12 protein-coding genes and 1 pseudogene are annotated in these 19,766 nt (G+C 63.1%); 10 read left to right on the plus strand and 3 right to left on the minus strand.

Going from position 1 to position 19,766, the window contains the following annotated elements; translation table 11 throughout:
• Window positions 1-99 precede the first annotated feature (99 nt).
• The 10 genes and pseudogenes from glnE to QMX89_RS21190 form a co-directional block, all read left to right on the plus strand.
• Window positions 100-2,922 (plus strand): annotated as a pseudogene (glnE, locus tag QMX89_RS21145) (bifunctional [glutamate--ammonia ligase]-adenylyl-L-tyrosine phosphorylase/[glutamate--ammonia-ligase] adenylyltransferase); the annotation flags it as partial.
• A gap of 225 nt (window positions 2,923-3,147) precedes the next feature.
• Window positions 3,148-4,197: a lipopolysaccharide heptosyltransferase II gene (gene waaF / locus QMX89_RS21150; protein ID WP_282349741.1), complete on the plus strand. Its 1,050-nt coding sequence runs from the start codon at window positions 3,148-3,150 to the stop codon at window positions 4,195-4,197.
• A 1-nt stretch (window position 4,198) separates the two neighbouring features.
• Complete coding sequence (gene waaC / locus QMX89_RS21155) at window positions 4,199-5,263, plus strand: lipopolysaccharide heptosyltransferase I (protein ID WP_049861449.1); 1,065 nt, start codon at window positions 4,199-4,201, stop codon at window positions 5,261-5,263.
• A complete protein-coding gene (locus tag QMX89_RS21160) occupies window positions 5,263-6,384 on the plus strand; it encodes a glycosyltransferase family 4 protein (protein ID WP_282349742.1) in 1,122 nt (373 codons plus the stop codon). Before waaC ends, QMX89_RS21160 begins: the two co-directional genes overlap by 1 nt.
• The gene (gene rfaP / locus QMX89_RS21165) at window positions 6,381-7,187 is read left to right on the plus strand and encodes a lipopolysaccharide core heptose(I) kinase RfaP (RefSeq protein WP_282349743.1); all 807 of its coding nucleotides are present in this window, start codon (window positions 6,381-6,383) and stop codon (window positions 7,185-7,187) included. Before QMX89_RS21160 ends, rfaP begins: the two co-directional genes overlap by 4 nt.
• Window positions 7,187-7,921, plus strand: coding sequence for a lipopolysaccharide kinase InaA family protein (locus QMX89_RS21170; protein ID WP_056844626.1), 735 nt, complete (start codon window positions 7,187-7,189; stop codon window positions 7,919-7,921). The genes rfaP and QMX89_RS21170 overlap by 1 nt, the downstream gene beginning before the upstream one ends.
• Complete coding sequence (locus tag QMX89_RS21175; protein ID WP_049861445.1) at window positions 7,918-8,670, plus strand: lipopolysaccharide kinase InaA family protein; 753 nt, start codon at window positions 7,918-7,920, stop codon at window positions 8,668-8,670. Before QMX89_RS21170 ends, QMX89_RS21175 begins: the two co-directional genes overlap by 4 nt.
• Window positions 8,671-8,845: 175 nt before the next feature.
• Window positions 8,846-10,276, plus strand: a complete 1,431-nt coding sequence (locus QMX89_RS21180) for a lipopolysaccharide kinase InaA family protein (RefSeq protein WP_282349744.1) — start codon at window positions 8,846-8,848, stop codon at window positions 10,274-10,276.
• A gap of 152 nt (window positions 10,277-10,428) precedes the next feature.
• On the plus strand, window positions 10,429-11,433 hold the full coding sequence (locus QMX89_RS21185) for a PAAR domain-containing protein (RefSeq protein ID WP_282349745.1): 1,005 nt from the start codon (window positions 10,429-10,431) through the stop codon (window positions 11,431-11,433).
• Window positions 11,434-11,490: 57 nt separating this feature from the next.
• Window positions 11,491-14,541 (plus strand): DUF6543 domain-containing protein, encoded by a 3,051-nt coding sequence (locus QMX89_RS21190; RefSeq protein WP_282349746.1) that lies wholly within the window; start codon window positions 11,491-11,493, stop codon window positions 14,539-14,541.
• 219 nt (window positions 14,542-14,760) lie between these two features.
• Here QMX89_RS21190 and QMX89_RS21195 read toward each other — a convergent pair whose 3' ends face one another.
• The 3 genes from QMX89_RS21195 to QMX89_RS21205 form a co-directional block, all read right to left on the minus strand.
• Window positions 14,761-15,126 carry a DUF6508 domain-containing protein gene (locus QMX89_RS21195; RefSeq protein ID WP_282349747.1) on the minus strand — a complete coding sequence of 122 codons (366 nt, stop codon included), beginning with the start codon at window positions 15,124-15,126 and terminating at the stop codon, window positions 14,761-14,763.
• Window positions 15,127-15,134: 8 nt separating this feature from the next.
• Window positions 15,135-16,325, minus strand: a complete 1,191-nt coding sequence (locus QMX89_RS21200) for a hypothetical protein (protein WP_282349748.1) — start codon at window positions 16,323-16,325, stop codon at window positions 15,135-15,137.
• A 392-nt stretch (window positions 16,326-16,717) separates the two neighbouring features.
• Window positions 16,718-19,651, minus strand: a complete 2,934-nt coding sequence (locus tag QMX89_RS21205) for a hypothetical protein (RefSeq protein ID WP_282349749.1) — start codon at window positions 19,649-19,651, stop codon at window positions 16,718-16,720.
• Between the last annotated feature and the right edge of the window lie 115 nt (window positions 19,652-19,766).

The following is a 19,766-nucleotide window of genomic DNA, read 5'->3' on the forward strand; positions in this document are numbered from 1 at the left end:
GGCAGAGCCCGCTCCCACACTCTCCATGGCACTACTGGGATTCATGTGGGAGCGGGCTCTGCCCGCGAAGAGGCCCCCCCAGTCACCACACCTTTGGACTGGCCCATAGACCGCTGGCAACAATGGGACCGCGTCACCGCCGCCAGCGACTTCGTCCTGCAGCAAGCCATCCAGAACCCCGCCATGCTGCTCGACCTCATCGCCAGCGGCGATCTGGACCGGTCCTTCAAACCCGGTGAACTGCGCGAACAGATCGCCCAGGCCGTGGCCCAAGCAGACAGTGAAGACGAACTGGCGCGCACCCTGCGCCGCCAGCGTGCGCGGCAACAGGTGCGCATCATCTGGCGCGACCTCAACCGCCTGGCCGACCTGGTACAGACCTGCCGCGACCTGTCGGACATGGCCGACGCCTGCATCGACCAGGCCTACCAATGGCTGTACCCGCGCCACTGCCAGCAGTTCGGTACGCCCATGGGCCGGCGCAGCGGCGAGCAACAGCACATGGTCGTGCTGGGCATGGGCAAGCTGGGCGCGGTGGAGCTGAACCTGTCGTCCGACATCGACCTGATCTTCGGTTACCCCGAAGGCGGCGAAACCCAAGGGGTCAAGCGTCCGCTCGACAATCAAGAGTTCTTCATCCGGCTAGGCCAGCGCCTGATCAAGGCCCTGGACCCGATCACCGTCGACGGTTTCGTCTTCCGCGTCGACATGCGCCTGCGCCCCTATGGCTCGTCCGGCGCTCTGGTGCTCAGCTTCAACGCGCTGGAACAGTATTACCAGGACCAAGGGCGCGACTGGGAACGCTACGCCATGATCAAGGCGCGCGTGGTGGCCGGTGACCAGCAGGCCGGTGCGCAGTTGCTCGACCTGCTGCGACCGTTCGTCTACCGCCGCTACCTGGACTTTTCGGCCATCGACGCGCTGCGCACCATGAAACAGCTGATCCAGCAGGAAGTGCGGCGCAAGGGCATGGCCGACAACATCAAGCTGGGCTCCGGTGGCATCCGCGAAATCGAGTTCATCGCCCAGGCGTTCCAACTGATCCACGGCGGGCGTGACCTGAGCCTGCAGCAGCGACCCTTGCTCAAGGTGCTGGCGACCCTGGAGGGGCAGGGCTACCTGCCGGCTGCGGTGGTCGATGAGTTGCGCGAGGGCTATGAATTCCTGCGCTACACCGAGCACGCCATCCAGGCGATCGCCGATCGGCAGACACAGATGCTGCCCGATGACGAGCTGGACCGTGCGCGCATCGCCTTCATGATGGGCTTTGCCGACTGGTCAGCCTTCCATGAGCGCCTGATGCACTGGCGCAGCCGCACCGCCTGGCATTTCGCGCAGGTGATCGCCGACCCGGATGAAGACGCCGAGGCCAGCGATGCCCTGGTCATCGGCGGCGAATGGCTGCCGTTGTGGGAAGAAACCCACGACGCCGATTCGGCCTGCCGACAATTGCAGGAAGCCGGTTTCAGCGACGCGCGCCAGGCCCTCAAGCGCCTCGAAGACCTGCGCGCCAGCCCGCAACTGCGCGCCATGCAGCGCCTGAGCCGCGAGCGTCTGGATGCCTTCATCCCGCGTTTGCTGGCTCAGGCGGTGGAACACGCCGACCCGGACCTGATCCTGGAGCGGGTCTTGCCGCTGGTGGAAGCCGTGGCACGGCGTTCGGCGTACCTGGTGCTGCTCACGGAAAACCCCGACGCCCTTCGTCGCCTGCTGACTCTGTGCGCGGCCAGCCCATGGATTGCCGAGCAGATCGCCCGCTTCCCCTTGCTGCTCGACGAATTGCTCAACGAGGCGCGCCTGTTCAACCCGCCATTGGCACCGGAGTTGGCGGCCGAGCTGCGTGAACGGCTCACGCGCATCCCCGAGGACGACCTGGAACAGCAGATGGAAGCGCTGCGTCATTTCAAGCTGGCGCACAACCTGCGCGTGGCGGCCTCGGAAATTGCCGGTGGGTTGCCGTTGATGAAGGTCAGCGATTACCTGACCTGGCTGGCCGAGGCGATTCTGGAGCAGGTGCTGGCGCTGGCCTGGCGTCAGACCGTGGCCCGCCACGGGGTACCCAAGCGGCCCGATGGCAGCGACTGCGATCCGGCCTTCGTCATCGTCGGCTATGGCAAGGTCGGCGGCATCGAGCTGGGGCACGGCTCGGACCTGGACCTGGTGTTCATCCACGACGGCGACCCGAGCCTGGAAACCGATGGCGCCAAGCCGATCGACAGCGCCCAGTTCTTCACCCGCCTGGGACAGCGCATCATCCACCTGCTGACCGCGCAGACCAACTCCGGCCAGTTGTACGAGGTCGACATGCGCCTGCGCCCCTCTGGCGCGGCGGGGCTGCTGGTCAGTTCGGTGGCGGCGTTCTCGCGCTATCAGCAGACCGAGGCCTGGACCTGGGAGCACCAGGCCCTGGTGCGCGCCCGGGTACTGGTGGGCTGTCGCCAGACCGGTGCAGCGTTCGAGCAGGTGCGCGGCGCCGTGCTGGCCAAACCACGCGACCTGGACACCTTGCGTGCCGAGGTCAGCGACATGCGTGCGAAGATGCGCGATAACCTCGGCACGCGTCAGACCGCGGCAGGGCGAGGCGCCAATGCCTTCGAAGCTGGCCAGCGCTTTGACGTCAAGCAGGATGCCGGTGGTATCGTCGATATCGAATTTATGGTGCAATACGCGGCTCTGGCGTGGTCGGGCAAACACCCGGACCTGCTGCGTTATACCGACAACATTCGCATTCTCGAAGGCCTGGAAGAGGCCGGATTGTTGCCCGCCGCCGATGCCGGATTGCTGCGCGAAGCCTATAAAGCCTACCGCTCGGCCGCCCATCGCCAGGCCCTGCAGAAGCAGGCCGGGGTGATCCCGGGCGACCAGTTCACCGATGAACGGCGCGAGGTGATGCGGATCTGGGGTGAGCTGGGGTTGAGCTGATAGCAGCACTCCCATGGTGCCCCTGTAGGAGCGGTCAGCGGCCGCGAAAAGGCCACGCGGTTCTTCCGGCACCACGCGGCGCCTGATTCGCGGCCAATGACCGCTCCTACGGTACTCCCACATGGGGTCACTGTGGGAGCGGGCTCTGCCCGCGAAAGGGCCCTCACTGACACCCCACTGGAACCTGCAAAACCAGCACCACCCGACTGACTGTTCTGGAAAACTATGAGAATTCTGATCATTGGGCCTAGCTGGGTCGGTGACATGGTAATGGCACAGACCCTGTTCCAGAGCCTTAAGCAACGGCACCCCGATTGCCTGATCGACGTGCTGGCACCCGAATGGAGCCGCCCGATCCTGGAGCGCATGCCGCAAGTGCGCGCAGCCTTGAGCTTTCCGCTCGGCCACGGCGCGCTTGAACTGGCCACGCGCCGACGCATCGGCAAAAGCCTCAAGGGTCAGTACGACCAGGCCATCCTGCTGCCCAACTCGCTGAAATCGGCGCTGGTGCCGTTCTTCGCCGGCATCCCCAAGCGCACCGGCTGGCGCGGCGAGTTTCGCTATGGCCTGCTCAACGACGTGCGCACGCTGGACAAGCAACGCTACCCGTTGATGATCGAACGCTTCATGGCCCTGGCCTTCGAGCCCGGCGCCCTGCTGCCGCAGCCGTATCCACGCCCCGAGCTGCACATCGACCCGGCCAGCCGCGACGCCGCGCTGGTCAAGTTCGGCCTGGCCCTGGACCGTCCGGTACTGGCCCTGTGCCCCGGCGCCGAGTTCGGCGAGGCCAAGCGCTGGCCGTCCGAGCACTATGCCGAAGTGGCCGAGATCAAGATCCGCGAAGGGTGGCAGGTCTGGCTGTTCGGTTCCAAGAAAGATTTCCCGGTAGGCGAGGCCATTCGCGAGCGGCTGATTCCGGGCCTGCGCGAGGAAGCCTATAACCTGTCCGGCGAGACCGCGCTGGCCGAGGCCATCGACCTGATGTCCTGCGCTGACGCCGTGGTGTCCAACGATTCGGGCCTGATGCACGTGGCCGCTGCGCTCAACCGGCCACTGGTGGCGGTGTACGGCTCGACCTCGCCCGGCTTCACGCCACCCTTGGCGGAAAAGGTCGAAGTGGTGCGCCTGGGCCTGGACTGCAGCCCGTGTTTCGATCGCACCTGCCGCTTCGGCCACTACAATTGCCTGCGCCTGCTGGAACCCCAGCGGGTTGCCGATGCGTTGCAGCAGGTGGAAGGGCCGGCCACGGTCGAACTGACAGTCAAGGCGGAATGAATTGCGGGTACTGCTGATCAAGACCTCGTCCATGGGCGACGTCATTCATACCCTTCCGGCGCTGACCGATGCGGCCCGAGCCGTGCCGGGCATCCGTTTCGACTGGGTGGTGGAGGAGGGCTTCGCCGAGATTCCGAAATGGCATCCGGCCGTGGACACGGTCATTCCGGTGGCCATCCGTCGCTGGCGCAAGAACCTCTGGCAGGCCTACAAGAGTGGCGAGTTCAAGCAACTGCGTCAGCGCCTGCGCGCCAACCGCTACGACCTGGTGATCGATGCCCAGGGGTTGCTCAAGAGCGCCTGGCTCACACGCCTGGTCAAGGCCCCGGTGGCCGGCCTCGACAAGGGCTCGGCGCGCGAAGGCCTGGCCAGTCGGTTCTATCATCGGCGTCTGGCGGTCGCGCGCGGCCAGCATGCGGTCGAACGCGTGCGCCAGCTGTTCGCCCTGGCGTTGGGCTACGACCTGCCCGAAGGCACCGGCGACTATGGCCTGAATCGCCTGCAATGGCGCGATCTGATTCCCGGCCCGGCGTTCGTGGTGTTCCTGCACGGCACCACCTGGGACACCAAGCACTGGCCGGAAATCTACTGGCGCGAGCTGGCCGAACGCCTTGGCCATGCCCATATCCAGGTGCGCTTGCCGTGGGGCAACGAAGCCGAACAGGCGCGCGCGCAACGCATTGCCGCTGGCCTGAAGAACTGCGTCGTGCTGCCCAGGTTGAATCTGGCCGGGATGGCGCAGACCCTGGCCGAGGCCCGTGCCTGCGTGGCGGTCGACACCGGCCTTGGTCATCTGGCCGCCGCCCTGGACGTGCCGACCATCTCCCTGTTCGGGCCGACCAACGTCGGCCTGACCGGCGCCTACGGCCGCAGCCAGGTCCACCTGGCCAGCGATTACCCGTCATGCGCACCCTGCATGCAGAAAAAATGTACCTACCAGCCGACGCCGGACGACCAGCGTCGGTTCGATCTCAAACGCGAGTGGCCGCTGTGTTTCACCCGGCTCAATCCCGAGCGCGTGGCAAGCCGATTGAGCGCCGTGTTACTGGCCGAGGATCTTCGTTGATGCAACTGGCATTCGTGCTCTACAAATATTTTCCCTTCGGTGGCCTGCAGCGCGACTTCATGCGCATTGCCCTGGAATGCCAGCGCCGTGGCCACAGCATCCGCGTCTATACGCTGATCTGGGAGGGCGAGGTGCCCGAAGGCTTCGAGGTGCAGGTCGCGCCGGTCAAGGCGTTCTTCAACCATCGGCGCAACGAGAAACTGCTGAGCTGGATGCAGGCCGACCTGGCCCAGCGTCCGGTCGACCGCCTGATCGGTTTCAACAAGATGCCCGGCCTGGATGTCTACTACGCCGCCGATGGCTGCTATGAAGACAAGGCGCAGAACCTGCGCCATTCGCTGTACCGCTACTGGGGTCGCTACAAGCATTTCGCCGACTACGAACGCGCGGTGTTCGGGCGCGACGCCAAGACCGAAATCCTGATGATTTCCGAAGTCCAGCAACCGCTGTTCATCAAGCATTACGACACCCCGCTGGCGCGCTTCCACCTGCTGCCGCCGGGCATTGCCCAGGACCGCCGTGCGCCGCCGGATGCGGCCTTGATCCGCGCCGAGTTCCGCGGTGAATTCATGCTCGAAGACGACGAGCTGCTGCTGGTGCAGATCGGCTCGGGGTTCAAGACCAAGGGCGTGGATCGTAGCCTCAAGGCCATGGCGGCCTTGCCGACGCCGCTGCGCAAGCGCGTGCGGCTGATGGTCATCGGCCAGGACGATCCCAAGCTGTTCCAGGTGCAGAGCGCGGCGCTCGGCCTGGGCGACCGGGTGCAGTTCCTCAAGGGCCGCAGCGACATCCCGCGTTTCCTGCTCGGCGCCGACGTGCTGATCCACCCGGCCTACAACGAGAACACTGGCACCGTACTGCTCGAAGCCGCCGTGGCCGGCCTGCCGGTGCTGGTGTCGGCGGTGTGTGGCTATGCCCATTACATCGCCGAGGCCGACGCCGGGCTGGTGCTCAGCGAACCCTTCGAGCAGGAAGAGCTCAACCGCTACCTGCAGCGCATGCTCGAAGACGACGACGCGCGCGCCGGCTGGTCGGCCAATGGCCTGGCATTCGCCGACAGCGCCGACATCTACAGCATGCCCGAGCACGCCGCCGACGTTATTCTGGAGGCGCGACCATGAAGCTGGTGCTCGACGAGCCGTTCAAGACGCTGTGGGCCGGGCGCGATCCATTCGTGGCCGTCGAAGCGCTGCAAGGTGAAGTGTTCCGTGAACTCGAAGCGCGCCGTACCCTGCGCACCGAGGTCGATGGCAAGGGCTATTTCGTCAAGATCCACCGTGGCATCGGCTGGGCGGAAATCGCCAAGAACCTGTTCACCGCCAAGCTCCCGGTGCTCGGCGCCGGCCAGGAATGGAAGGCCATCCAGCGTCTGCGCGAGGCCGGCGTGCCGAGCATGACGGCGGTGGCCTACGGCGAGCGCGGCAGCAACCCGGCCGATCAGCATTCGTTCATCATCACCCAGGAGCTGGCGCCGACCATCGACCTGGAAGTGCTGAGCCTGAACTGGGTCAAACAGCCGCCTGCGCCTGCGCTCAAGCGCGCGCTGATCGCCGAGGTGGCGCGCCTGGTCGGCATGATGCACCGCGCCGGGGTGAATCACCGCGACTGCTACATCTGCCACTTTCTGCTGCACACCGACAAGCCGGTCACGGCCACGGATTTCAAGTTGTCGGTGATCGATCTGCACCGCGCGCAGGTACGGCCGCGCATCACTCGTCGCTGGCGCGACAAGGACCTGGCCGCGCTGTATTTCTCGGCGCTGGACATCGGCCTGACGCGCCGCGACAAGCTGCGTTTCCTGCGTGACTATTTCCAGCAGCCGCTACGCCGCGTGCTCAAGGACGAAGCGCAGCTGCTCGGCTGGCTCGACGGCAAGGCGAACAGGTTGTACGACCGCAAGCAACGCTATGGAGATGCGCTCTGATGGCCGGCTGGAATCTGGAAGCGGGCTATGAACACCTGCAGACCGACTTCGGCAGCCTGGAAGCGGTGTTCGCCCTGACCGGCGAGCGTCTGACCCGCGACCCGTTGTCGGAGGTGATTCGCGTCCAGCGCGGCGGCGTCACCTATTACGTCAAGCGCTACGTGGGGGCCGGCAAAGGCCTGCGCGCGCACCTGGGCAAGCCGCGGGTGAAGGCCGAATGGCAGAACCTCAAGCGCTTCGCCAAGTGGGGCATCCCGACCGCCGAGGTGGTGGCCTGGGGCCTGGAACGCAACGGCGCCAGCTATGACCGCGGCGCGCTGATCACTCGCGAACTGCCCAATACCCAGGATCTGCATCATCTGGCCCAGAGCGGTGATCCACGCCTGCGCAACCGTGCCTGGGTCGATCACATCAGCCGCCAGCTGGCGCAACATACCCGGACCCTGCACGACAACCACTTCACTCACAACGATCTGAAGTGGCGCAACCTGCTGGTCGACGACAAGGACGTGCTGTACTTCATCGACTGTCCCAATGGTGCGTTCTGGCGCAGCTTCATGCTGCGCTATCGCATCATCAAGGATCTCGCCTGCCTGGATAAACTGGGCAAGCGCGAGCTGTCCAACACCCAGCGTTTGCGCTTCTACCTGCAGTACCGCCGCCGCGAAAGGCTCAATGCGTCGGACAAGCTGCGCGTGCGCAAGATCGTCAAATTCTTCGAGGGCCGCGAATGAGCGACTTCATCGCCAGCGAGGAGCGCGCCTTGCTCGAGCGCCACGGGCTGGCCGCGTTCGACGCATTGTGGAACCTGCAACTGGACGCCGTGGATGAACCCAACACCGGTCGTGGCGGCTGGAGCAGCGTGTACCGCCTGGATCTGGAAGGCCGCGGCTTCTACCTCAAGCGCCAGAGCAACTACCTGACCCGGACCCTGGCCCGACCGTTTGGCGAGCCGACCTTTGCCCGCGAGTTTCGCAACATCAGCCGCTATCGCAAGCAGGGAATTCCGGCGTTGCAGGCGGTGTTCTACGGTCAACGGCAGGTGCAGGGCGACACCCGCGCCATGCTCATGACCCGCGCGCTGGACGGCTGGTCCGACCTTGACGCGGTATTGCAGCAATGGCCGACCTTGGCCCCCGATACGCGCCGCGCAGTGCTGGTGGCTGTCGGCGAGCTGGGACGCATCCTGCATTCGGCAGGACAGGTACATGGCTGTTTCTACCCCAAGCACATTTTCCTGCGCGCCACGGCGAGCGGGTACCAGGCGCAGTTGATCGACCTGGAAAAAACCCGGCCATTGCTGTTCGGCCAGCGCGACCGCGCCAAGGACCTGGAACCGCTGCTGCGCCGCGCGCCGCGCTGGCAGGCGGCGGATATTCGTGTATTGCTGGCTGCGTACCTTGCGCAGCCTGAAGCCAGCCCTCTGGTCGATGCCTGGCTTCAACGTTTGAGCCGCCGTCGCAGTCACAAGGAAGGGCGGTAGATGTGTGTTGCTGCAACTGGCCTCTTCGCGGGCAGAGCCCGCTCCCACAGAAGAATGCACGGCATGTGCTCTTTGTGGGAGCGGGGCGGGCGGCCGAGCCCTCTGCCCGCGAAGAGGCCCCCCCTGCCAGCCACCCATCCAGCGCCCCACCTTACCTACAACAAGAGGCCCGCCGATGCGCCTGTCTGAACTGACCCAAGCCGGCCGCACCCCAGCCCTGCCATTGAGCATCACCTTGGCCGACGCCGCCGGTCCTGCCGAGCTGCAACTGCTGACCCTGCTGCGCGTTCTGCCCGGCCAGCGCTACGTCGGCGCCGGTGTCTGGCGGGGCCGCACCGTGCTCGCCAAACTCTTGGTCGGCAGCAAGGCCGCACGGCATTTCCAGCGCGAACTGGCCGGCGTGCGCCTGCTCGCCGAGCAGGGCCTGACCACCCCGCAACTGCTCGCCGACGGCCTGCAGGAAGGCGAGGGCGGCTGGCTGCTGTTCGAGTACCTGGAAAACGCCCACAGCCTGGCCGACGAATGGGCCCGCGTGGAAACCCTGCCACCCCTGGCCGATGAACAGAGCGCCGTGCTCAGCGAGGCCCTCGGCGTCATAGGCCAGATGCATGGCAAAGGCCTGTGGCAACAAGACCTGCACCTGGACAACCTGCTGCGCCACAACGGTCAGGTGTACCTGATCGACGGCGCCGGCATCCAGGTCGAAGAGCCCGGCAAGCCCCTGTCGCGGCAAAAGGTGCTGGAAAACCTCGGTGTGTTCTTTGCTCAGCTACCCAAGCACCTGGAACCCTTCACCGAAGAGTTGCTGGTGTACTACCTGCTGGCCAACGGCGAACACGGCCTGCCCATGGAAGCGCTGCAGAAGCAGATCGACAAGGTCCGCGCCTGGCGCCTCAAGGACTATCTGGGCAAAGTCGGCCGCGACTGCAGCCTGTTCAGTGTCCAGGACAACGCCTCCAGCCTGCGTGCCGTGCGCCGCGAAGAAGAAACCGCCATGCTGCCCGTGCTGGAGCGTGCCGACGCCCTGCTCGAACAAGGCCACATCTACAAAACCGGCGGCGCTGCCACGGTCGGCCGTGTTCACAGCCAGGGCCGCGACCTGCTGATCAAGCGCTACAACATCAAGAACCTGTTGCACTGGGGCAAGCGCTTCTGGCGCCCGAGCCGTGCCTGGCACTCCTGGGTCGAGGGCAACCGCCTGCTGTTCCTCGGCATCGCCACACCCAAGCCCCTGGGCGTGCTGGAAAAACGTGTGCTGTGGCTACGCCGCGAGGCCTACCTGGTGACCGAGCACCTGAGTGGCCCGGACCTGATCGAAGCCTTCGCCCCCCATGTCGACACAGGCGACCTGCCCGAAGCCCAACTGCTGGCCCTGGACCAACTGTTCGCCGACCTGACCCGCGAGCGCATCAGCCATGGCGACCTCAAGGGTCACAACCTGTTCTGGCACAACGGCCGCTGGGCCCTGATCGACCTGGACGCCATGCAGCAGCACGGCAGTGACAGCAGCTTCGCTCCCGCCCATCAGCGCGACCGCGAACGATTGCTGCGCAACTGGCCCGAAGGCAGCGCCTTGCGTACCCTGCTGGATCAGCGTTTGCCCTGAGGCCTCGCACCGCGGTGTAGCCCGTCCCGGGAAATCAGGACTCTTCCTGCATCTACGTCGGACGAGTCCTACAGACGTGTGTCCATTACTCCCGGAAACTCCTGTCGCTTTGCGGTCCCTCGCGGGCCATGGGCACAGCAGGGGACCTGGACATGACTGTAGGCTACTTCATCCGCTTGGGTGACAAGACATCGTGCGGCGGCACAGTGCTGGGTGGTGAGCGAGGCGTCACCTTGCTCGGCGTTCCGCGCTCGCGCGAAGGCGACCGCGTATCGTGCGGCAAGAGCACGGGCGAATTCCACATCGTCGGCGGCGTCGACCAGCTCAAGAGCAACGGTCGGCGCGTTGCGGGCAGTCTCGACAGCACCAGCAGTTGCCAGTGCAATGCGCTGCTGATCCCGTCCTCGTTCAGCACTCAGTACGAGTCCGTACGCAAGGTCAAACACCGGCCGGCAGTCTTGCCGCGGCCGGACACAGCATTGAACTGTGGCCATCCAGACCAATTGCTGTCGATCACCACCTACCTGGCGAGCGAGATCAACGGCAACGTCCGTCACCCAACCATCGCCAAGATCGGCCAGCTCAATCGCTACGATGCAACCCAGGACACGCGCACCTACAAGGCGCTGCCCTGGCACGCACGCTTGTGGGCGCGCGACCCTCAGGTAGTGGCCAAGGCTTGCAGGGACGAAGCCGTGGCCCTGTGGGTCGAGCAGATGGACGACAACCGCGAGTGGAATTACCGCGCCAAGGTTGCGCAGTTGCAAGGCTCCACCTGGCACAAGCAAGGCCGCTACCTCTATCACGTCGGTCTTTGGGCAGGTATCCACTACGGCTACCTGGGCATGGCAGTGGGGCTTCGTCCCGGCGAGCTGGTCGACGGTATCGATGAGCACACCCCCCTTGAGCAGCGCCGCACCTTGCGCCACTGGCGCACCCCCGCCGATCGCCTGGCGATCAACATCGGTGTAGAACTCTACAAGCGCTATCCCGAAGGCGTGGTGACGGGCAAGGCGCTGCTCAGCGTGATTCTCGCCGCCGACCAGCACGCTTGGGGCGCAGGCCGGCGCGAGCATCGCTGCGGCTCACGTCTGCAACAGTCCGGCGCGTCTGCTCATGCTTCAGCCTCGCCCCCGCTGCGGGTGCCAACCATGTAGGCAGCCCTGCTTGCGCGGCTGCTTAAGCTAGGCCTCCCGAACCTGTGAGGCAAGACCATGAGCGAACCGGAATCCACCTCCACCACCCCAGCGACCGTTACCGACAACAATACCGTTCTGCCTGACCCCATCGTCTCCAACATTCTCTTCTGGGAAAGCAGGATCGCCGACTTGATGCAGCAGTACCCCGACATCGAACGTGCCGCGCTGCAGATCGCCCGGCAGGTGCTGGTCAGGGCAGGGCTGTTCGATCTGGACCCTCACCAGGTGCATTGGCACTGGTTCGACTCGGCCAACTCCAGCTCGCGCACCTACACCGGCTGGGAGCACTACGGCGCACCCAAGCAATCGATGACGCTGGTCGAACTGGTGATGCGCCGCTTCGACCTCGACCAGCAACGCAACAGCGACCTGCTGGCGCAGATGGGCGGTTTCTACCGTGTCGATCAGTCGGCCCACGCCTTCAACGAACACAACGAAATCCGCCTGGACCCGCGCCAGGTGCATGCGTACTTCTGGCGCATCGACTTCGCCGCCTACTATGCCTCCAAGGTGCGTGGCTTCTGGATCAACAACCATGCGCTGTACTGCATGGTGTCCAAGCTCAGCATGCTGTGCAACGCCACCCTCAGCTGCCAGAAAGGCCTGTTGCGCCTCGAGGATTTCATCGAGGTGTATGCCGCCGTGGTGAACGATTCCAGCACGCCTTTCCGGCCGGAAAAGCTCATGGGCGATGTGGCGATGTCATCCAGCACGACGGTGCACAGTTTCGATATCGAAGGCATCGTCAGCCACACCATGTTGCGCTTTCGTACCGCGTCGGGCCGCGAGATCATCTACTGCGCCATGCAGGACCCAGCCTTCGTCGCCTTTGCCGACGCCGAGCAGATGTACGAGTGGGTGCAAAGCTACCTGACGACCGAAGAAGGCCGTAAACGTTTCGGCGAGCAATTCGTGCGGCCGGAACACGACAGGCACGGCCAATGGAATACCCTGCAAGGCCATCTGCGCGAGATTGCCAACACGCCTTGGAACCAGCGCAAGACCCGGCTCAACGCACGGGAAAAAACACTGGACGGCTATGCCTTCACCTTCCTGACCGATTGCCTGAAAACCGACATGGAGAACGATGCCAGTTACCTGCTGATTTCCAACAATCAGCTGAGCAAAGGCATGTGGCTGGGTTATCTGGAAGCCTCGTTCAAGCTGTACAGCATTTTCAGCATGATGGGCTGGCCGATTGCAGCCTTGTCCATCGCTGCCGGCCTGGGCGCGGTGGGGCTGTACGCCGACAAGGCCATCAACGCGGTGAACGAACGGGAGCGTTCCGAGGCCATTCGCGGTGCGGTGCTGCAAGCCTTGAACGTGTTTCTCACGCTGCCCTTGCTGGGCGACCTTTCGGCCATCGGCGAGTATGAAGAAGCCGGCATGCAACTGGAACTGGAAACCGATGGCGAAAGCGTCTGGGGCGGCGTGGTCGAGGGCACCGGAGAAACGCCCAACGGCGGCAGCGGCAGCGACGACGATTTCGATCCGCTGTATCTGGGCAGCGACGAGGACCGCTCCAGCACCTCCACTTCCAGCGACTCGCCTTCGCCCAGCCATAGGTCCGTCGCCAACCGCTTGCTCGAATGGCGACCGGCCGTGGTCCGCGGCCGCGACCTGCAGGTCCAGACCCGTGGTCCCATGGCCGGGCTCTACGTGCGTCAGGGCAATCAGATCTATGCCCAGGTACAGAACGTGCTGTATCGCGTGCGCTACAGGGTCGCGCTCAAGCAATGGGCGGTGGTCGATCCGCTCAACCCCTATGCCGCTGAGGAATGCATCCCGCTGACCCTGGACGCCAAAGGTGTTTGGCATCCAGGTGAACGCATCGCCGCAGCGTCGATGGTCGAGACCCAGCGTGTGACGGCCTGGGATGTACTGCGCACCGACCTCGCCAGCGACGTCCACGTACCGCCGTTGGCCACGCAGATTCGCGTGACCATACCACTGGACGGCGTGGAAAAAATCCTCGATCGCTACATGGTCCGCATCCCCAGCCGAGGCTCGTTGCTGGCCTTGTACGACGCCGACGAACAGACCTGGCGCCTCAACCACCTGGGCAACACCGACTACCTGTGGCTGAGCGCCGATGGCGATTGGCGCAGCGGCGACCGCCTGCAATGGCAGGCCGCTGCGAAGGATGCACCGGCGGCCCGCGTTACCAAGAGCATCGTTCTGCCACCTCTGCCCATACTGCCTGCCGGCGCGTCGGCGATCCCGCGAGTGGTGCATTACATCTGGGTAGGCCACGAGCTGCCCAGCCAGGCCCTGTTGGACAACGTGGTGGGCAACGCCGCAGCGATGCAAGGCTGGCGCACGATCCTGCACGTGGACCTGGAAAGCGAAACACTGCTGACGCAGCTCAAGGCCATCTTTGCCGACAAGCCTGACGTGGCGATCACGCCTCTGGCCGATCAGGACTTCTTCCAGACCCTGCTGGCGGGCGACAGCGGCCCTCAGTACCGCGCCTGCCGCAACGGCCAGGCCAGGAACTATGCCGCTGCCAGCGACGTGCTGCGCTACCCGTTGATCGATGCCCACGGTGGGCTGTACATGGACGTGGACAACAGGTTCACCACCGTCCATGCCGACCTGCAACTGCACGCCGGCCCCGAGGATGTACTGCTCGACGACGCCGTGGTGCTGGCCGACGTGCCCTACAGTGGCTACAACAGCCACGTGTTTGCCAGCCATGCCAACAACCCGGTGCTCAAGGCCGTGACCCGCGCCATGCAGGTACGGTTCAAGGCCAACCCCGACTTCTACGCCAAACCTCGGCCTATTCTGAAAAAGGATGCCAGTACCCGCGAAACCCTGACCTTCTGGCGCTACGTCAAAGACACCTTCGAAATGACCGGCCCGCAACTGCTCGACGACGTCCTGCGCGAAACCCGCCCCGACTACTACGACCTGCTGCTGCGCGCCGACCTCAAGCAGTCATTGGGCATCAGCTCGCAGGCTTACGAGCGCCAGCTGACCGCCTGCGTGGAACATTACTTCCCGTTTGCCAGCAAGGTGGAAGTGGATGTCGGCAACCTGCATTCCTGGACAACCACCCGTTGACGGCGCAGCCCCCGTAACAACGGCGCCAGCCGCGTCAGCCTCTCGGGCCCTCGCTGCCGCGACTCGCACCGCTGCTACACCCGGCCCATGCGGGCACCACACGATCCACCCCAACTTCCGCTCCGAACCACGCCCCCAACTTCCGAGCCGAACCTCAATCCCTGTAGCAGCGGCGCGAGCCGCGTCAGAGGCCCCACGCCATTCCCCACGCCAGGCCAATCACATCGACTTGCGCAGTTCCAAGAGGCGCCCGAACGCCTTCTCTAAATATCCATCACGCAACAATTGCTGCAGATGCCCAGCGCAAAACCTATCCTTGCGCACATTAGCCACCAGCAGCGCACGAAGCTCTCCCAGACCTGCGTGCTCCAATTTCGACACATCATCCAGATCGGCCTCACTAAACACGTATTGCCAATCAAAGGGTGCGAAGAACCCCGAACGGTAAATCGCATCGAGAAACCCGCCAATGGCGTAGAAAACAGCCTTGCCGTCCGAATCCAGGGCACTCAGCGCAAGGGTGTCCGGCCATGCCTGCAGAAGTTTGTCCACGCTGGTCGGTGAGGGTGGAGGAAGTGCGAACATGGCGTGCCTCACAAATGGTTGAAGAGCGTATGGGCGGTGTTGGGCAATACTTCATCAGTGGTCAGATACAGCCGAATACGGCCATCCTCCACCGTCTCGTCGATGGCACTGATGAGATGGTGCATGCCGAAGTCAAACAACACTTCCTGCTCGTTGGGCACGACCGATATACCGCTCACGTCCTTGCCCAACCAGTGTTTGAGCAGCAGGTTGTAGTCGCCAACGGTAGGTGAGCCAATGTTCTTGGTCGTGCTGGAGTACGCGGCTTCCACCACCGTCAGGGTCGTGGCGTAGATATCTTCGATACCCTCGAAGATATTCAAATAGCGTTTGACCGGGACCCCCGCAGCATTACGCAACTGCCCCAGCGCCGTGCTCAATCCTTCGATACTGGCGTGATACTGCACGAACAACGGGTCAGTCACCGACCCAGCCCGCAGCGCTCTGTTCACGTACCAATACAAATTGCCCGTGTAGGCCTGTACCAGCGCGTACTGACGCTGAGTCAGCCCGACCTCGGCAGGCGTCCAGCGCAGCGGGTCATCCTGCGGTAACGACGCCTGACCGCTAGGCAGAACAGGCGACGCCGGGTTGCCGATGCCCTGGGTCGGTGGCGATTGATACTGACCCTTGAGTTGCGCGAACAGGGCCTGGGCACTGCCCTGATGCTCCGCGTCCACACACAACGCAATGTCCGGCCACGGCCCACGCGCCGCCAGGCTGACGCTGGCGAAGAACATCATGCGCAGCATCACGTCATGGTCGGCCTCCCCCGGAGCGGTACTGAGCACCGTGGCGGCAACCCGTGCACAACCGTCGCCGCCGGTGAACAGTCGCAGCGCCTGAAACGCCATCCAGACATCACGCCCCGCCGTTTCGGCAGCATCCTCAGGCTCGAACACCAGCAGCCGCTTGAATGGCCAGCCTGCCGCAACCGGCGCAACGGTAGAAATCCAGCAGGGCAGATGCGGACGAAAGTCCACGGCCGGCGACCGCTCCAGATCGGCCACCGCAATACCCGCACCGTACAATTGCTCGATCCAGCCGCCTTGCGCCGGATCGTAATCACGCGGCCGACTGGACACCATGAGGTAGTCCACCGGGGTGTTATACAAACTCAGCAAGTCGCCTCGGTTGAGAGTGACTTGGCGTGCGTCGGTGCCGAAGTGGTCGACGGGTGTGTGGTCTAGAAATTCCATGTTCAGAACCTGTATCGGTCAATGAGCGGATTAAAAAGTCACTCTTTAAAGTCCGTAAAATACAATATCAATCTATTCCATCGAGGAAAGATAAGCATAATTTTTATTATGAGTGGCTTTGTTTGTCATTTGTGGATTTTAGCATGAGGCGCTTGTAATAGGGGCGGGTCGGACCGGCCGCTGATTTTAGCAGCAGTCGGTCGAACCTCAACAACCCATGTGGCGAGTAAAATGTGCGAGATATCATTCATAGCAGATAACAATCCGTAACAACCAAGTTGACTGCGTGCGGAGTGATTAGCTGTTTGCTGAGTGAATTTCTGACTTGCCGCTCACGCGCGGCAAGTTAATCGGACCATCCCGAGGGATTTCATACAGAGTCTGTTGATAGATTATTTAACCGGCACCCAGGGGGTGAATGATATGTTATCAACCAAAAGAGGGGTGTCAATACTGTAATGCTGTCTATACACAATCGCGGTGATTGCGCTACTTTTCGGAACAGGATCAGAAGCCTGGTATTCCCTCCATTGAGCACCTGCGCTAATATTTGCTGATATACACTGAGTACCGACATACACTTCCTCAATGGCTCCTTGCGACGTCCATAAACCCAGCTTCAGAGCGGTGACAGGCTCTGCAAATGTAATAAAGACCGTATGTCTTGCTTCAGCATAAGCATGATTCCCTACTATGTAGGGCGGGAACGAACTGTTGGCAGACACCCTAATTGAATTATATGATGTCTCTACAGAGTAGCCCTGGCGGGAAAGTATGGGATACTCTCCAAGACCCAAATCCTCAAACCCATCAACCCCAGGAGGCGTTACCGGACTACCCTTTTCAACATCAACCGGCACAGACTCAGAATCACTGTACAAAGCGCCTTGTGTCCGTGCCACCTTATATTCAAACGTCACCGCCTGTTTTTCGTTTTTCAACACCTCAGCTTTAGTAATCTTGAAATCCATAGGTGTCGTCGTATCCTGCACTTCCACCGGCGCGGTTTCCTCCTTTGATCCATTCTGCCCCGTGAACTTGACATACACCCACTGCTTAGGCGCCCGCCCGCCATATGCCCTCACTTGCACATTCACCCCAGTTGCCGGAATACCCGCCGGGTCCAGATACCCATTCTCCGCACCGGTCACGACAGGTGCAGGCAAATCCAGTTTCACAGTAGCCATGACAGCATCTCCTTCAGGAAACGAGGTAGCGGCACTTTCCAAGGCAGTGCCGGACAGATCGACTTTCAGTTCCACACGCAGCGTCGAGGCGTTTTCCAGCCGCAACAGCAGGCGGCGCTCGACCACGCGACGAATGCCGGAGGTGACCTCCGAAGTTTGGACGGTGTAAGGCGTCGCCAGCCGTTCGCTGTACGGGTCGCCATCGTCCAGGGTGCCGTGCACGCGCAGCCAGAAGGTCTGGCCTGCGGTGATAAAGGGCCAGGGATCGACGACCACGATTCCATCACCAGTGAAGGTATTAAGATCCAGCAGGTTGCCTGCTGCCTGCTCGATTCGTGGCGGCTTCAAGGTGCCGGGGCGGAAGTTCTCCAGACGCAGGCTCAGCATTTGCGAAGTGCCTACTACCGTCAGATCAGCGCCTCGGAAGATCACATACCCTACCTGCACCGTCTGGCCAAGGCCGAGTGCCAGCACCGTCGAAGGTACCGAAACTCGCCCCTCGCCCACGGTGGCTAGCACCCACGGCAACGCCTCGTTCTGGCCATCGGGCCAGAACCAGAGCACGGCAACGGTGTCGTTTTCCAGAATCCGAGCATCACGCACCACCACCGTGGCGGTGTTGGTTTCATACGATGTGCCGGGCTTGATCGGTTGCCAGGTACTGACCTCGCTGTTGGTCCCATCCACTATTTTCGGCAGCGGCCAAGGCCGTTCCGCCGCCGCCCCGACATGCAGCTGCAACCGCTGCGAGCTGCCTACCGGCTGGCTGTTGCGGGTGGCCTCGTACCAAACCTCTACGTAGCCATTGCTATTGCCAGCGATGTAAGGATCACTGGCCAACGTGACTTCCAGGTTGCCCGAGCTTGGAAATGGCTGGTTGGTAATGGACGTACTGGCACCAGGTCGGCCCTCCCAGTGAACGGTCACCCTGTCATCCGGTAAGAGGACGGGGTTGGGTTCCACCACCACCTTGAAGGTCGGGCCGACCGCGCCGGGGTCGATCTCGCCGCCTTGAAACACCGGCTCGGTGGTCGGCTTGGGCAGGTTGTTCGGCACGCCCACCACGGTCAGTTCCAGAATGGGCGAAGCATAGCTCGTGCCTTCGGCGATGATCGTGTAGCTCACCTTCAGGGTGGTGTTGGTGCCCAGGCCCTTGGCGTAGAGCACATCGATCATGAAGCGGATGTCTTGCGGGGTATCGCTGGTCACTTCATGTGTTTGCTGTATGTAGACCGGGCTGCCGGCGGCGGTCCGGCCTTCCCATAGCAGGATCACGGTCTGTCCGGAGGCCATGAACCCATACTGAGGCACGATGACCTCCTGGTGAGTGCCGCCGATCAAGGCCGGGTTGTAGGTATTTCCCGTAACGCCGACGAGCGTGGGTTTTTCCAGGGTTACCGGCTGGCCGATCACCGCCACACTGATGCGTTGCGACGGGGTACTCACGCCACCGATGAGTGCCTCGTAATACACCGTGGCGGTGCTGCCCACCAAGGCGGCGGCCTGGGCGTAGGGCACGTACAGCGTGATCCGGGTGCCGGCCTTCACGATCTGAAAGTCCAGGGTAAAGGTCAGCCGTGGGCCCAGTACCGGGATACCGGTCCAGGTCAGCGTGCCTGTGGTACCCACCGGCAGGTTGCCGTTGACCGGAATCTGTACGGCCACGTCGTCGCCGTCCAACTCGTCCACGTCCAACTCGTCGTCGTCGGTGGCATCACGTAGCGCAGGGGCATGCAGTGCGCCTGGGGGGATTACGTCGGCGAACGCGTTGAGGCTGAAAAGCGACCAGTTCTTGACCTCGTCCTCGATGTCGTAGAGCACGTTCAGCCCCATCCCGGGGGTGCCGTCGATGATATCGGCGGGTACCGTGACCGTCAGCGCCTGTCCAGGATTGAGGGCTTCGTCAGCACTGACAATCTTGCGGATCTCCCGATTCGACCAGTACAACACGATCGTGTCTTTGTCGGCGATTTCCACGTAGCGAGGAATGGTCACCGTCAGCGGGCGGCCGGCCGGCACTACTGCGGGAATGCCGGTGGGTGGGGTCAGGCGCTCGTTGATGAGGGGCGTGGCCGGATTCGGATCGGGATTGCCTGGAACGGTCTGCTTGACCAGAAAGGGGCCTACGTCTTCAGACACGCTGAACGCGTTGGAAGGCGGAACTCGGTGGTGATAGTGCAGCGTAACCCGGCCTTCCTGAGGAAACACGACGGGCATCAAGTAGAAGGTAACGATGCCAGTTACCTCATGCTCG

The sequence above is a fragment of the Pseudomonas sp. PS01301 genome (assembly GCF_029960215.1).
Lineage (GTDB): Bacteria > Pseudomonadota > Gammaproteobacteria > Pseudomonadales > Pseudomonadaceae > Aquipseudomonas > Aquipseudomonas coleopterorum.

Coding starts and splice junctions, on each gene's coding strand:
- waaF (WP_282349741.1), top strand. CDS start 3,148: ATGAGAATTCTGATCATTGGGCCTAGCTGGGTCGGTGACATGGTAATG.
- QMX89_RS21160 (WP_282349742.1), top strand. CDS start 5,263: ATGCAACTGGCATTCGTGCTCTACAAATATTTTCCCTTCGGTGGCCTG.
- rfaP (WP_282349743.1), top strand. CDS start 6,381: ATGAAGCTGGTGCTCGACGAGCCGTTCAAGACGCTGTGGGCCGGGCGC.
- QMX89_RS21170 (WP_056844626.1), top strand. CDS start 7,187: ATGGCCGGCTGGAATCTGGAAGCGGGCTATGAACACCTGCAGACCGAC.
- QMX89_RS21175 (WP_049861445.1), top strand. CDS start 7,918: ATGAGCGACTTCATCGCCAGCGAGGAGCGCGCCTTGCTCGAGCGCCAC.
- QMX89_RS21180 (WP_282349744.1), top strand. CDS start 8,846: ATGCGCCTGTCTGAACTGACCCAAGCCGGCCGCACCCCAGCCCTGCCA.
- QMX89_RS21185 (WP_282349745.1), top strand. CDS start 10,429: ATGACTGTAGGCTACTTCATCCGCTTGGGTGACAAGACATCGTGCGGC.
- QMX89_RS21190 (WP_282349746.1), top strand. CDS start 11,491: ATGAGCGAACCGGAATCCACCTCCACCACCCCAGCGACCGTTACCGAC.
- QMX89_RS21195 (WP_282349747.1), bottom strand. CDS start 15,126: ATGTTCGCACTTCCTCCACCCTCACCGACCAGCGTGGACAAACTTCTG.
- QMX89_RS21200 (WP_282349748.1), bottom strand. CDS start 16,325: ATGGAATTTCTAGACCACACACCCGTCGACCACTTCGGCACCGACGCA.